General features: G+C 60.6%; 11 protein-coding genes. 4 read left to right on the top strand and 7 right to left on the bottom strand.

What is annotated here, in order from left to right:
• Window positions 1-268: 268 nt before the first annotated feature.
• Entirely contained in the window at window positions 269-1816 is a 1548-nt protein-coding gene (locus tag GO988_RS20260) for a M20/M25/M40 family metallo-hydrolase (RefSeq protein ID WP_157569030.1), read from the top strand.
• A gap of 171 nt (window positions 1817-1987) precedes the next feature.
• Here GO988_RS20260 and GO988_RS20265 read toward each other — a convergent pair whose 3' ends face one another.
• From GO988_RS20265 to GO988_RS20295, 7 genes are all read right to left on the bottom strand, one after another.
• The gene (locus tag GO988_RS20265; protein ID WP_198172939.1) at window positions 1988-2557 is read right to left on the bottom strand and encodes a LutC/YkgG family protein; all 570 of its coding nucleotides are present in this window, start codon (window positions 2555-2557) and stop codon (window positions 1988-1990) included.
• Window positions 2554-3930, bottom strand: a complete 1377-nt coding sequence (locus tag GO988_RS20270; protein ID WP_157569034.1) for a lactate utilization protein B — start codon at window positions 3928-3930, stop codon at window positions 2554-2556. The genes GO988_RS20265 and GO988_RS20270 overlap by 4 nt, the downstream gene beginning before the upstream one ends.
• Window positions 3931-3932: 2 nt before the next feature.
• Complete coding sequence (locus tag GO988_RS20275; RefSeq protein ID WP_157569036.1) at window positions 3933-4673, bottom strand: (Fe-S)-binding protein; 741 nt, start codon at window positions 4671-4673, stop codon at window positions 3933-3935.
• Window positions 4674-4786: 113 nt separating this feature from the next.
• A complete protein-coding gene (locus GO988_RS20280; protein WP_157569038.1) occupies window positions 4787-6121 on the bottom strand; it encodes an FGGY-family carbohydrate kinase in 1335 nt (444 codons plus the stop codon).
• Window positions 6122-6124: 3 nt separating this feature from the next.
• Window positions 6125-7405 carry a TIM barrel protein gene (locus GO988_RS20285; RefSeq protein ID WP_157569040.1) on the bottom strand — a complete coding sequence of 427 codons (1281 nt, stop codon included), beginning with the start codon at window positions 7403-7405 and terminating at the stop codon, window positions 6125-6127.
• A 140-nt stretch (window positions 7406-7545) separates the two neighbouring features.
• Window positions 7546-8556 (bottom strand): GntR family transcriptional regulator, encoded by a 1011-nt coding sequence (locus GO988_RS20290; protein WP_157569042.1) that lies wholly within the window; start codon window positions 8554-8556, stop codon window positions 7546-7548.
• Window positions 8557-8763: 207 nt separating this feature from the next.
• Window positions 8764-10872: a bifunctional aldolase/short-chain dehydrogenase gene (locus GO988_RS20295; protein WP_157569044.1), complete on the bottom strand. Its 2109-nt coding sequence runs from the start codon at window positions 10870-10872 to the stop codon at window positions 8764-8766.
• 234 nt (window positions 10873-11106) lie between these two features.
• Between GO988_RS20295 and rhaT the strand changes: the two genes are divergently transcribed.
• The 3 genes from rhaT to GO988_RS20310 all read left to right on the top strand — a co-directional run bounded on the left by rhaT (window position 11107) and on the right by GO988_RS20310 (window position 14403).
• A complete protein-coding gene (rhaT, locus tag GO988_RS20300; protein ID WP_157569046.1) occupies window positions 11107-12198 on the top strand; it encodes an L-rhamnose/proton symporter RhaT in 1092 nt (363 codons plus the stop codon).
• A gap of 75 nt (window positions 12199-12273) precedes the next feature.
• Window positions 12274-13056 carry a rhamnogalacturonan acetylesterase gene (locus GO988_RS20305; RefSeq protein ID WP_157569048.1) on the top strand — a complete coding sequence of 261 codons (783 nt, stop codon included), beginning with the start codon at window positions 12274-12276 and terminating at the stop codon, window positions 13054-13056.
• An 18-nt stretch (window positions 13057-13074) separates the two neighbouring features.
• A complete protein-coding gene (locus tag GO988_RS20310; RefSeq protein WP_157569050.1) occupies window positions 13075-14403 on the top strand; it encodes a rhamnogalacturonan acetylesterase in 1329 nt (442 codons plus the stop codon).
• Window positions 14404-14504 lie beyond the last annotated feature (101 nt).

The raw sequence follows: 14504 nt of genomic DNA on the forward strand, positions 1-14504 counted from the left end.
AGTGAATGATAGAAGCCGCTCCCTCTGGGGGCGGCCTCTTTTTTTGCCTTCTAAATAAATTATGGTAAGTGAATGTGAGTAGTTTTATCCCTGATGTCTTACTTCGCTCCCTACCCCCTTCGGGAGAGGAAAGCCACGGAGGGGCTGCTTTAAATAAGCATTAAGCATCCCTCTCAAAAGCGAGGGGTAGGCCGCCAGAACGGTTTTATTTCGAGCAACCGCAACTGCATATGTCGCTTGTGCAGGCATTTAGCCCTTACTTGGGGGCATGAAGAAACGCTATTTGCTGGGCAGCCTGCTGCCAATAATTGCCGCCGCGCTGCTCGTTGCCGCCACGCCGCCCGATGCCGTGCTCAAGAAAGTGCGCCAGTATCGCCAGCGCCACGAGCACGAGCTGCTCGCCGAATACACGCAGTTGCTCAGCATTCCGAGTGTGGCGGCCGATAGCGCCGGCTTGCGCCGCACCGCCACCACTATTGCGGCCATGATGCGCCAGCGCGGCATCGCGCACGTGCAGCTGCTCGGGGCCACCACGCCCGGCGTGCCGCCCGCCGTGTTCGGCGAAGTGCGCGTGCCCGGCGCCACGCGCACCCTCGTGTTCTACGCCCACTACGACGGCCAGCCGGTGAACGCCGCGCAGTGGGCGCCGGGGTTAAGTCCCTTTAAGCCAACGCTGGCCAGCGGCTCCTTAGCCAGCGGGGGCCAGCTGCTACCCCCACCCGCGGCGGGCACGCCGCTCAACGCCGAGTGGCGGCTCTACGCCCGCGGCAGCTCCGACGACAAGGGCGGCGTGATGACCATCCTGGCCGCTTACCAAGCGTTGGCCCAGAGCGGTGTCAAGCCCACCGTCAACCTCAAGTTTTTCTTCGAAGGTGAGGAAGAAGGCGGCTCGCCGCACCTGGGCGAGCTGCTCGGCCAGCACCGCGACCTGCTACAATCGGACCTCTGGATTATCTGCGACGGGCCGGTGCACCAGTCGGGGCGCAAGCAGGTAGTATTCGGCGCTCGCGGCGATGTTAACGTAGGCCTCACCGTGTACGGCCCCAAGCGCCCACTGCACAGTGGCCACTACGGCAACTGGGCGCCCAACCCGGCAATGGCCCTGGCCCGTTTGCTGGGCTCGATGAAGGACAGCACCGGCCGCGTAACCGTCGCCGGGTTCTACGACGACGTGGTGCCCCTCACCGCCTCGGAAAAAGACGCCCTGCACCGCGTGCCCAACATCGACGACGACATCCGGCGCGAGCTGGGTTTTGCGCGGCCCGACGGCCAGGGGCAGTCGCTGGTAGAATTAATCAATCAGCCTTCGCTGAATATCAACGGCATGCGCAGCGCCAACGTGGGCCCGCAGGCGGCCAACGTCATCCCCACCATAGCCGAGGCGGAACTCGATTTGCGCCTCGTGCTGGGCAATGACTACCAGCGCCAGATAGCCAAAGTAGTGCGCCACATCGAGCGGCAGGGCTTTTTCGTCACCCACGCCGAGCCTACCGATGCCGAGCGGGCGCGCTACCCCCACCTCATCCGCGTGGCGCCCGAAACCGGCTACAACGCCCAGCGCACGCCCCTAGACTTGCCGCTGGCCCGCAGCGTGGTGCAGGCCGTGCAATCGACGGTGGCGCAGCCGGTAGTGCTCCTGCCCACCTCGGGTGGCAGCCTGCCGCTGTACGTGTTCAAGCAAGTGCTGGGCGCTACCACCATCACCGTGCCCATCGCCAACTATGACAACAACCAGCACGCTGAAAATGAGAACATCCGGCTAGGCAACCTCTGGGAAGGCCTGGAAACCATGGCCGCCGTGATGACTATGAAGTAGGGGGTAGGGGGTTGGCGCTATCTATCCAAATGAAGCGTTTTTGAAAGACAAACAAGAACGTCCTGCTGAGCTTGCCGAAGCATGTCGCTCGCCTCGTTGAATGATGCGGGCAAGATGCTTCGGCAAGCTCAGCAGGACGTTCTTGATTTAAAAAACTACTTCTATAGTCGCTCAATACACCAACACCACCAAGCTGCGCGCGCCGTGCGCGCCAATCACCAGCGACTGCTCGATGTCGGCCGTTTTGGAGGGACCGGCCACGAACATGCCGTAGCCACCCGGCCCATTGGGGAGCCGGGCGTAGGCTTGGTGCATAGTGGCCACAAGCTGGCGGTGGTCGAGCACAAACGCTAAGTGCTGGGTAACGGTAGGAAGGGCGCGGTGCAGCATATTGGCCTCGGGCAACCACACGGCGCCATTTTCGGCCACCCCAAACTCGACGGGTAGTACCGCCAAATCCACGTCGGCTAGCACGTCAACCGGCGTCTGCTGGTCGATGGCGAGCGAGGCGCTGAAAAGCGGCGAAGCCACCAAGCGCGCTGCCGGAAAAAGCTGCTGCACCGTGGCAGCTAGCGCGCCAGGTGCCGCTAGCCGCACGACCGTGCCGCCGATGCTGGCCAGCACTTCCGTAAAGCGTTCGAGCGACGCGTTGCCGCCGAAGTCGGCCACGGGGGGTAGGGGCGTTTCGGCGGGCTGGTTGGCGCGGGCGGCGGCCAAGATGCGGTCGCGGGTGCTACTCATGCGGGGGCTTGCTGCTGATACCATTCGCGGAAGCTTTGCTTGGGTGGCTCGGGCAGCTCGCGGGCGATGGCCCAGGCGTTGGCAGTTTGGTTGTGGGTGAGGCCGTGGGGCAGCAGGCGCAAGCCAGTGCGCGCCAGCTTGCCGCTGATTTTGAAGGCGTTGGGGCTGGCTAGTAGGCGGCCCATAAACTTCATGCCCCACTTCTTGGCGGCAGGCAAGTGGTTGGCTTCGGCAATGATTTGCCGCCACTTATACAACTGCACGTGAATGTCGATTTTCACCGGGCACACGTCGGTGCACGAGCCGCAAAGCGTGCTGGCAAAGGGCAGTGTGCTGTGCTTCTTCAAGTCGATGTTGGGCGAGAGGATGGAGCCAATGGGCCCCGGCACCGTGAAGTCGTAGCTGTGGCCGCCGCTGCGCCGGTACACCGGGCAGGTGTTCATGCAGGCGCCGCACCGAATGCACTTGAGCGAAGCCCGAAAATCGGGCCGGCCCAGCTGCTGCGTGCGGCCATTATCGACGATGATAACGTGCATTTCCCTCCCCTCGGCGGGCTGGGTGTAGTGCGAAGTGTAGGTGGTAACGGGCTGGCCCGTAGCGCTGCGCGCCAGCAACCGCGTAAACACGCCTAGGTCGGCGAGGCGCGGAATCAGCTTTTCGATGCCCATGCTGGCCACGTGCACCGGCGCCAAACTCACGCCCAAGTCGGCGTTGCCCTCGTTGGTGCACACCACCACCGAGCCCGTTTCGGCAATGGCAAAGTTGACGCCCGTGAGCGCCACTTCGCCCGCCAAAAACTTAGCGCGCAAGTGCTGGCGCGCTGCCTCCGTAAGCTGCTGCGGGTCGGTGAGGCCCTTTTCGGTACCCAAGTGCTGGTGGAACGTGTCGCCCACGTCCTCCTTTTTGAGGTGGATGGCGGGCAGCACCAAATGGCTCGGCGGCTCGTCGCGCAGCTGAATAATACGCTCGCCCAAGTCCGTATCAATCACGTCGATGCCGTGGCTGATGAGGTAAGGGTTGAGGTGACATTCCTCGGTCAGCATCGACTTGCTTTTGACCACTTTAGTGGCCCCGCGCTTCCGCACAATGTCGAGCACAATGGCGTTGTGCTCGGCAGCGTCGGCTGCCCAGTGCACTTGCACGCCATTGGCCAGCGCGGCGGCCTCAAACTGCGCCAAATAATGGTCGAGCCGGCTGAGCGTGTGCTCCTTAATGGCCGAAGCCAACGAACGCAGCTCCTGAAACTCGGGCACGGCGTACACGGCCTTGTCGCGCTTTTGGCGCACAAACCACAGGGTTTCGTCGTGCCAGCTGGTGCGCTCGTGGTCGAGGTTAAACGCCTCGGCGCGGCTGGCGTGGGTAAGGTAGCTCATAGCTAAAGCGTAGCGCCGTTGAGGATTTCGGCCGCGTGCAGCACGCGAATGGGTAATTTTTGGCGGCGCACAATGCCCTCCAGGTGCATGAGGCACGACATATCGCCGCCGGTCAGCACCTGGGTACCGTTGCGCAGGTGGTCGTGGGCGCGGTCGTGGCCCATGCGGCCCGAAATGGCCGCCTCGCTCACGCAAAACGCGCCCCCGAAGCCGCAGCACTCATCGTTGCGGTCGAGTTCGGTCAGCTCCAGGCCGTCGAGGGAGGTGAGCAGGCGGCGCAGCTGGCCGTCGCGCACCGGCGTCATCTCCGATTCGTTGGCTTGGTGCAGGCCGCGCTGGCCGTGGCAGCTCAGGTGCAGGCCTACTTTGTGGGGAAAAGCGCCCGGCATTTCCTTCACTTGCAGCACTTCGGTGATAAAGTCAATCAAGTCAAACGTAGTGGTGCGCACGCGCTGCACCTCAGGCGTTTGCTCCAGCTTATCGAAATGCTTGCGCACGTGGTACACGCAGCTGCCCGAGGGCACCACTACGTAGTCAAAGTCCTTGAAGGTTTGCACAAAGTGACGGTAGATGGGCAGCGCATCGCGCTCGCAGCCGCTGTTGGCTAGCGGCTGGCCACAGCACGTTTGGCCGGGGGGGTAGGCGGCTTTGACGCCCAGCTTTTCGAGTAATTGGAGAGTTGCAATGCCGACCTGCGGATAAAATTGGTCAACGTAGCAGGGAACGAATAGGGCAACTTTCATAGGAATAGATAGGGTAGATGCGGGCGGGCGCATACGGGCGCCTCCCCCCTACCCCTTTCCTCTTCGGAGAGGGGTAGGGGGGAGGCGCCCCACGGAGGGCAATAGTTACGGGCCTAGCTAAACAGCAGCTGCGTTTTCTTCCACGCTTCGCCCTGCTCTAGGTGCACCAGGGCGCCGAGCGCGGTGGCCTGCGGCACCTCCAGGGTACGAATTTCCGCTTTGGGGCAGTTCCAGCTCAACGTTTGCATAAACAGTGGGTTGCGCGCAAATCCACCGTCGACGTAGATGATTTTTTCGCCCTGCCATACCAGGCGCATCGACTCTAGCAGCAGGTTGATGAGGCCGTGGATGAGGTGCTGGTACGCATCATTAGCGGTGCGGAAACCGGTCAGGTCCCACTCGCCCTCGGGCTGGTCGGGGAGGGGGCCGCCACCCGCCAAGCAGGCGGGTAGAAAGGTCGTCGTCGTCTCATCGTAGGGGCGAGCCAGCACGATAGAGCGGTAGAAATCGGGTTTCACGTGGAAGTGCTGCGCGATGCGCTCGACTTGGTAGTCGTGCTCGCGGCCCAGAAACGCCCGCGACGCCCGCATGGGCTGGCCGCGCGGCGTGAGAAAACTCACTACGTCGCGCCGCAGCAGCTCGGGCGTGAGCGGCTGGCTGTTAAACGGATTAATCGTCACCCACCACGTACCCGTCGAGATGAGCATAAACGGCTCGTCCACTTCCAGCAAATACGGCATCACGGCGGCCGAGCTGTCGTGCAGCCCTACCCCCACCATAATGCCATCGACCACCGAGGCAATCGAGTCTTTGGTGAGGGGCGCTAGCTTCTCATCGAGGCCCTCGCGGTGTACCCAGTCGTGGTACTGGTCGTGCTCAAAATCCCAGAGGGCCGTGTGGCAGCCCACCGAAGTATAGTCGCTAAACTTCTCGCCCGTAAGCAAATAAGACAAATACTGCGGTAAGTGCAGCGAGGTGTGAATGCGGGCGTAGAGCTCGGGCTTAGTATACTTCAGCCAGTACAGTTGCAGGCCCGAGTTGAGCATACCCAACTGCGGCGAGCAGGTGGCAGCCGTAAAATCGGCGGGCGATTCGGCCAGCTCGGCGTAGAACTTGGCGGTGATGTCGGCCGGTATCGGCTTCAGGTAATTGTAGAGGGGTAGCACCGGCTCACCGTCGGCGCCGAGGTGCACGAAGCTAGCCCCGTAGGCCGTGAAATTCACCCCTTTTACGGTGTAGTGCGGGTGGTGGCGCAGCTGGTGCCAGTGGTCCTGCATCCATTGTGTGAGGCGGGGCAAGTGGTCGCAGGGGAAGCCGTCATCATCCAGCACATCGGTGCAGACGTGCAGAATCTCGTCGATAATCTGCCGGTCTTCGTTGAAGAGAATCAGCTTCTTGTTGGTCTTGCCGATGTCGAAAACGGCGTAAATCGATTGCTTCGCTGCCATAGCTTACAGACCCGTTGACAAGCTGAATTTGCCGCGCTGCTCGATGAGCTGCCCGCGAATGCCCGCGGCGCGGTAGGCGGCTACCGGGCGCAGCGCACCGCCGCTTTGGCGGTAGGCTTCGGCCACCAGCGGCCGCACGTCGGTGAGGAAGGCGTCGCGCATGATTTCCTCGGCGCGCACCACGTCGTTGGCCTGCTGGGCCTCGCGCAGGGCGGCGCGGTCCACTAGCAAGGCTTTGGCGTAGGCCCCCAAGATGTTATCCACCGATTGCAGCAGGTCTTCGAGCGGGTCTTTGGTATTGTGGCTGGCGTCAATCATGTAAGCCACAGTAGCGGCGGCCAGGCTGGTGTCTTGGTTGGCGTCTACTAGCTCGTTGAAAATTAAAAAGAGCTGAAACGGCTTGGCGCTACCCGTGGTCAGGTCGTCGTCGCCGTAGCCCGAGCCATTGAAGTGGAAACCACCCAGGCGGCCCAGCTGGCGCAAGCGGCCCACAATCTGCTCAATGTTGGTGTTGGGCAGGTGGTGGCCCAAGTCTACCAGCACCTGGGCCTGCTGCCCCAAGCTCTGGCAAAGCGTGTACGAAGTGCCCCAGTCGGGAATAACCATCGAGTAGAAATGCGGCTCGTAGGGCTTGTACTCGATGAGCATCGTCCAGTCGGAGGGAAGGGCCTCGTAAATGGCAGCCAAGCTTTCTTGCGTGCGCAGGTAAGCGCTGCGCAAGTGGCTCTGGCCCGGAAAGTTAGAGCCGTCGGCTAGCCACACGGTGTGCACCTTGGCCCCGAGTTGCGTACCGTACTTAATGCAATCAATGTTGTGCTGAATGGCTAGCTCGCGCACTGCCCGGTCGGTGTGGCTCAAGGAGCCAAACTTGTACGAATGTGCTTGGTCCTTCTGGTCCTGAAAAGTATTCGAGTTCATCGAATCAATCGACAACCCCTGCGCTTGCAGCAGCTGGTGCAGGGCTGGCACGTCCTGCGGAATATCCCACGGAATGTGCAGCGAAATGGAGTTCGACGAACCGTTGAGTTGGTTCAAAATGCCCACGTCGGTAATTTTCTCTTCGAGCGAGCGTGGCTCGCCGCCCGCCGGAAAGCGGCCAAAGCGCGTGCCGCCCGTGCCCAGCGCCCAGCTCGGAATGGCCACCTGGAACTCCACCAGTTGCAGCACAATGTTGTGCGCATCCTGCCCGCGGCGCGCCAGCAGGTCGGCCAGGTAGTCAAATTGCAGGTTGTGCTCGGCTAGCAGCGGCTGGTTGAGGTCGAGAAGTTGGTCTTCGGACAGCATGGTGGTAGGGTGGGAAATGTACTGTTTTATAGGAGTAGCAAATTACCCGGCCCGCCGCGCTCGAACTGTTCTGAACTCTCCTGTATGAGGGCCGATTAGAAGAATCCTGCCGCCAGGTGCTCTTACTTGCCTGAGTTACTTTACAGCGAGCCGCGCCGGATGGTATAAAACGGGTTGTTCACTTTCACGCGCTTCTTCTCCAGCAGGAGGGTAGCGGCGGTGCGGCCCATGGCCACAAAGTCGGTGGTAATCACCGTCATGTTGAGCAGCTCCTTTAGGGGCGTTTCGTTGAAGGAGATAATGCCGATTTCGCGCCCCAGCAGAAAGCTCGTCTGGCGAATTTTCTTGACCAACTCCACCAAGTCGGTTTCGCGAATGACGACGTAAGCCGTGCCTTCGACCAGCACTTCGTTTTTAGCGTTTTCGACTACCGCAAAATCTTTGTCGCGGCTTAGGCAAAACGAGCGAAAGCCCCAGGGTAGCTCCTCGGGGTGGTTGGCGTCGGAGGGTAGGATGAGCACCAGCCGCTGGTATTTGGCCAGCAAATCTTGGGTATTGACGAGGGCGTTGAAAATATCCTTGTCGAAGTCCTGAAACACGCGCAGGCACTCTTGCTTCAACTCGGGCAGGTCGCGGTCGAGCAGTACCAACTCGTGCGGCGGAATGGTATTCAGGATACTGCGGTACAGCGCCTTATCCGTGTCGAGGGTGAAGTGCGGCATCACCACGTAGTAGTTGTACTTGCCCAGGTTCTTCTCGATAATCTCCTGAAACAGGTTCACATTATAGTGATGAATTTGGAGGTCGACGGTGGCCTGGTCGCCCAACGCTTCCAGAAAAGCGTAGTAAATCTCTTTTTTATACGAGCTTAACTTATTGAAAATCATGAGGATTTTCAACTTTTTGGAGTCATTGGCCTGCACGTAGTAGCCTTTGCCCTGCACCGACGTGATGAACCCTCGCTCGCGCAGCTCGCGGTAGGCTTTTTCCACGGTGTCGCGGGCTAGGTAGTGCTCAATGCTCAGCTCGCTGATACTCGGGAGCTGGTCGCCGTTTTTTAGCACTCCGCGCTCAATATCCATAATTACCGACTGCACAATCTGCTTGTACTTCGGAGTTTTATCCAGGGGTTTGAGCTGAGGCTTATACATAGCGGCGAAATGCAGAAAGGTGGGTAGGACACCAAAGCTACTGAGAGCCGGTGAAAATGCCCGGCAGCGTCCTGCCTATTCAAAGAAAACGTCATGCGGAGCTTGCCGAAGCCTCTCTACCGCCTCGTTGGGTGAAGCGGTAGAGAGGCTTCGGCAGGCTCCGCATGACGTTCTTTTGGTTGTATCAATGGAAAGGCTACCCCCCGCCTAGCGCACGAAGGCCATGGCCACGCCGCCGTCCACGTTGAGCACGTTGCCGGTGCTCTTGCTCAGGGAGCCATCCACAAACACGAGCACGGCCTTGGCGATGTCCTCGGCCAGCACTTCCTCGCCCAGCAGCGTGCGCTTGGCGTAGTGCTGGGGCAGGTCCTCGACCGAGATGCCGTAGGCCTTGGCGCGGCCCGCGGCCCAGTCGCCCTCCCAGATTTTGGAGCCGCGCAGCACGGCATCGGGGTTCACGGTATTAACGCGGATTTTGTCGGCGCCGAGCTCGGCGGCCAGCAGGCGGCTCATGTGCAGCTGCGCCGCTTTGGCCGTGCCGTAGGCCACGTTGTTGGGGCCGGCCACGAGGCCGTTTTTGCTGGCAATGTTGATGATGTCGCCGCCCAGACCTTGCTGGCGCTGGATGGCCACGGCCTGCTGGCTCACCAAGAACTGGCCCTTCACGAGCACGTCGTTGAGGATGTCCCAGTCGGCTTGCGTCGTCTCAGCCAGCGGCTTCGAGATGCTGAGGCCGGCGCAGTTCACCACAATGTCTACCCCCCCAAATTGCAGCACCGTTTGGCGCAGCGACTCGGCAATGGCCTCGGCGTCGAGCACGTCGATGGGCGCGGTGAGGGCGCTATCCTTGCCGTACTTCTTGCGCAGCGCGGTTTGGGTTTCGTCAAGGCGGTCGCGGTCGGTAGCCACCACGCAGGCGCCATTTTGCAGTAGCAACTCGCAGATGGCCAGGCCGATGCCGCCGGTGCCGCCCGTAACGTAGGCAATCTGACCCGACAGCGACTTGGGCTTGGGCATGCGCTGCAGTTTGGCTTCTTCGAGCAACCAGTACTCAATGTTGAAGGCTTCCTGCTCGGCCAGGCCCTGGTACTCGCTCACGGCCTCGGCACCGCGCATCACGTTGATGGCGTTGGTGTAGAACTCGGCGGCCACGCGGGCAGTTTGCTTGTCTTTCGAGAACGAGAACATCCCTACCCCCGGCCAGAGGATGATGACCGGGTTGGCGTCGCGCACGGCGGGCGAGTTGGGGTGCTTGCTGCGCTCGTAGTAGGCTTTATAGGCCTCGCGGTAGGCTGCGAATTGCGCTTCGAGGTACGTTTTTACGCTGGCGGCGTCGCCTTTCATCGTCTCGGGGTCGAGCACGAGCGGCCGGATTTTGGTGCGCAGGAAGTGGTCGGGGCAGCTGGTGCCCTTGGCCGCCAAGCGCGCCAAGTCGTGCGAATTCACGAATTCGAGCACGCGGGCGTCGTCGGTGTAGTGGCCCAGCATGCGGCGCTGGCTGCTGGCCAGGCCACGCAGCACGGGCATCACGGCGGCGGCCTGCTGGCGTCGGCCGGCGGCATCGGGGCCGTTTTCGAGCTTCACGCCGCCAAAAACGGGGCGGGTTTTGCCGTAGTTAGCTTCGAGGTAGGTAGCGGCTTGCTCAATGACTTCGAGCGTATTCATATACGACTCGTAGCTGGTGTTGCCCCACGTAAAGAGGCCGTGCCCACCGAGAATAACGCCGCGCAAGCCGGGGTTATCGGCCACAATTTTTTCGAGCTGCAAGCCTAGGTCGAAGCCCGGCTTCTGCCAAGGCAGCCAACCCATGGTATCGCCCCAAATCTCGTGCATGATGCGCTCGCCGTCCTTGCTGGCCGCAATGGCAATGAGGGCATCGGGGTGCAGGTGGTCGATGTGCTTGAAGGGCAGCAGGCCGTGGAGCGGCGTATCAATGGAGGGGGTAGCGCACTTGGGGTCGAAGAGGCAGTACTCAAACAAACCCACCATTTCATCTTCGTGCTCGAGGCCGCGGTAGCGAGCCTTCAACTGGTGGAGCTTCTCGACGTAAAGGTTGGCGCAGCCGGCCTTGGTAAGCGTGCCAATGTCGCCGCCCGAGCCTTTTACCCACATCACCTCGGCGGGCTGGCCACTCACGGGGTCAGTAGCCTGAATCTTAACCGACGTGTTGCCCCCGGCGTAGTTGGTCAGGCGTAGGTCGGCGCCGAGCAAATTGGAGCGGTACAGGAACAAGGCTACTTCATCGCCGGCTAGTTCGGCGGCTTTCGCTTCGTCCCAGAGGTAGCTGACGTGCTGAAAGGTGAGTGTGGGATGCATAGAGTAGGTCTGGGGTGAAGAGAGCAAACTGGCCTTCGTTATTTGCTCACAAAATTCCCGGGCTCTACCCCCTCCAACCTCCTGCACTCTCCTGCTTGCACCTAAAAAAATAGTCGGTCAGCCGCCTTTTTTTAGCCGCTCATCTTTATCAGGAGAGCACAGGAGGGTTTAGGTGGGGTAGGGGCGCAGCTTTGCCTAACTTACTTACGCTTACTTATCCCACCCATCCGTACTATGGCCGTCATCTGGGGAGTCATTTTGCACGCACTCGGGGGCTTCGCCTCGGGCAGCTTCTATTTGCCTTATAAAAAAGTAAAGGGCTGGTCCTGGGAAAGCTACTGGCTCGTGGGCGGTATTATCTCCTGGGTATTTGCGCCCTGGATAATGGGCTCGCTCACGGTGCACAATTTGGTGGGCGTGCTCAAGCAAGCCTCGGCCTCGACGCTGCTCTGGACTTACATGTGGGGCGTGCTGTGGGGCTTCGGCGGCCTCACGTTTGGCCTGGCCATGCGCTACCTAGGCCTGAGCCTGGGCATGGCTGTGACGCTGGGTTTATGCGCCGTGTTTGGCACCATCGTGCCGCCGCTGTACCTGGGCACGTTTCCGGCGCTGGTGCACTCGGCCTCGGGCCAAATGATACTCATGGGCTTGGTAGTCTGCGTGATGGGGATTCTCATTTGCGGGCTGGCCGGCATCATGAAGGAAAAGTCCCTGACCAGCGACCAGAAGAAGGAAACCATCGCCGAGTTTGACTTGCGTAAGGGCGTGATGGTGGCCGTGTTTTCGGGCATCATGAGCGCCTGCATGTCGTTTGGCCTCACCGCGGGCCAGCCCATTGCCGAGCTGGCCAAGGCTTCGGGCACGCCGGAGCTATTCATGAACAACGCCATTCTGGTTGTTATTCTGCTCGGCGGCCTCACCACCAACGCCGCGTGGTGCATCTACCTCAACATCAAAAATAAGACCTACACCGACTACCTAAACCCCACCATGCCGGCGCTGCGCAACGTTATTTTTTGCGCCATGGCGGGCTTTACGTGGTACTTGCAGTTCTTCTTCTACGGCATGGGCGACAGCCAAATGGGTGCTTACCGCTTCTCGGGCTGGACGCTGCACATGGCCTTCATCATTGCCTTTAGCAGCTTTTGGGGGTTGTATTTGCACGAGTGGCGCGGCGCCAACCGCCTCACTATGCGCACGGTATCAGTGGGTATTCTGGCCGTCATCCTCTCGACGGTTATCGTGGGCTACGGCAACTACCTGGGCTCGGAAAAGGAGCCAACGGCCAAGGCGGCGCAGCCAACGCGGGCAGTCGCATCGGAGTAGGTGCCCTACCCCCGGCGCCTCACGAAACCCTTAGGAGGCACCCACAGCGGGTATACTAAAACTCTCATTTGTAGTATGATGCCTACTTCTCGCCGCCTGCTAGCGCTGGCATTCCTGCTGGCCCTCAGCGCCTTCTTGCCAAAGCCGACGCCTACCCCCACGCTTTTCATCATCGGCGACTCGACGGTGCGCAACACGGGGGTAGGGCAGCAGGGCTGGGGCACGGCCCTACCCGCTTATTTCGACACCACACGGCTGCACATTGTGAACAATGCGATGGCCGGCCGCAGCACCCGCACCTTTATTTCGGAAGGCCGCTGGGACAAAACCATTGCTGCCATCCGGCCCGGTGACTTCCTGATTATGCAGTTTGGGCACAACGAGGGCAGCCCGCCCGACACCACCAAGGCCGGCCGCCGCGGCGTGCTGCGCGGTACCGGCCCCGAAACTAAGGCCCTGGTGTGGCCCGACGGCCACCCCGAAACGGTGCAGACCTACGGCGCCTATCTCCGCAAATTTATTCGCGAAGCCAAGGCTAAAGGCGCGACGCCGGTGGTGTGCTCCATGATTCCGCGCAACGAGTGGAAGGACGGCAAAACCATCCGTGCTGACCAGGACTTTGGCAAGTGGGCCGCCGAGGTAGCGCAGCAAGAGGGGGTAGCGTTTGTCAATCTCAATGAATTGACGGCCCGCAAGTACGATAAGCTGGGGCCTGATGAAGTTAAGAAGTTCTTTCCCGGCGACCATACCCATACCAATGCTGCTGGCGCGCAAGTCAATGCCGAGTCGGTAGTCGAGGGCATTCGGGCGGATAAGAAGCTGGCCCTAAATAAATATTTGCGGCCCGTTAGCCAGTAGCCGCCGCCATTTTTCGCTATGAAAACCAACTTCTTGCCCGCGGCGGTGCTGCTGGGTTGGGCGGCTACGGCCGTGGCCCAGCCCGCCGCGCCCACGTTCAAATTTGACTTCGGGCCCGGCCGAGCGGCCGCTGGCTACCGGCAGGTATTGCCCACGGCTGTGTACTCGAAGGAAGCTGGCTTCGGCTTCGATTTTGGCACCACCGTGGCGGGCGTGGACCGGGGGGGTAAGGATGCGCTCAAAAGCGACTTCGTGACCAGTCAGCAGCCGTTTTATTTTTCGGTGGCCGTGCCGGAAGGCAATTATAATGTGACCGTTACGCTCGGCGATTTAAAAGGTGCTTCTACCAATTTCATCAAAGCCGAGTCGCGGCGGCTGCTACTCGAAACTGCCGCTACCAAGCCCGGCCAGTTTCTCACCCAAACCTGGACTATCAACGTCAAAAACCGCCGCATTGCCAATGGCGGCGAAGTCAGTCTCAAACCCCGCGAGCTAACTAAGCTGGATTGGGACGACCGCCTGACCCTCGAATTTGATGGCGCCCTCACGGCTTTGGTGGCTCTGGAAATAACGCCCGCGCCCACCGCTACCACAGTTTTCCTGGCCGGCAACTCTACCGTGGTTGACCAAGACGACGAGCCCTGGGCGGCCTGGGGCCAGATGCTGCCGCGCTTCTTTTTGCCCGGCGTGGCGGTGGCCAACCACGCCGAATCGGGCCTGAGCCTGAGTAGCTTCCTGAGCTCGCACCGCTTAGATAAAGTGCTGAGCGTGATGAAGCCCGGCGATTACTTATTCATCGAGTTTGGCCACAACGACCAAAAGGAGAAGGGCCCCAACGACGGCCCCTACCTGGCTTACACCGAGCGGCTAAAGCTCTTCGTGAGCGAGGCCCGCAAAAAAGGCGGCATCCCGGTTTTGGTAACTTCGACTAGCCGGCGCTCTTTCGGAGCTGGCGGCAAGATTGAGAACAGCCTGGGCGATTTTCCGGCCGCCGTGCGCCAAGTAGCCCAGCAGGAAAATGTGCCCTTGATTGACCTCAATGCGCTGACTACTAGTTTGTACGAAACTATTGGCGACGAAGAGACGAAGAAAATTTTTGTGCATTACCCCGCCAATACCTACCCCGGCCAAACCCAAGCCTTGGCTGATAACACACACTTCAACCCCTACGGCGCCTACGAAGTAGCTCGCTGCGTGGTCGAGGGTATGAAAACCGCCCAGCTTGGCCTGGTGAAGTTTCTGCGGCCCGACGTGGCGGCATTCAGCCCCACCAAGCCCGACGCGCTAGCCCAATGGCGCTGGCCCGACAGCCCCCGCAGCGCCGTAACCAAGCCCGACGGGAATTAGGGGGAACGATGGAGTAATTTGACCGGAAAAGTAGGCCGTCATGCTGAACGAAGTGAAGTATCTCGCTCGAATCGTTGGCTTAGTAACCCAATGGCACAAGC

The organism is Hymenobacter ginkgonis, from assembly GCF_009755225.1.
In the GTDB taxonomy this organism is placed as follows: domain Bacteria; phylum Bacteroidota; class Bacteroidia; order Cytophagales; family Hymenobacteraceae; genus Hymenobacter; species Hymenobacter ginkgonis.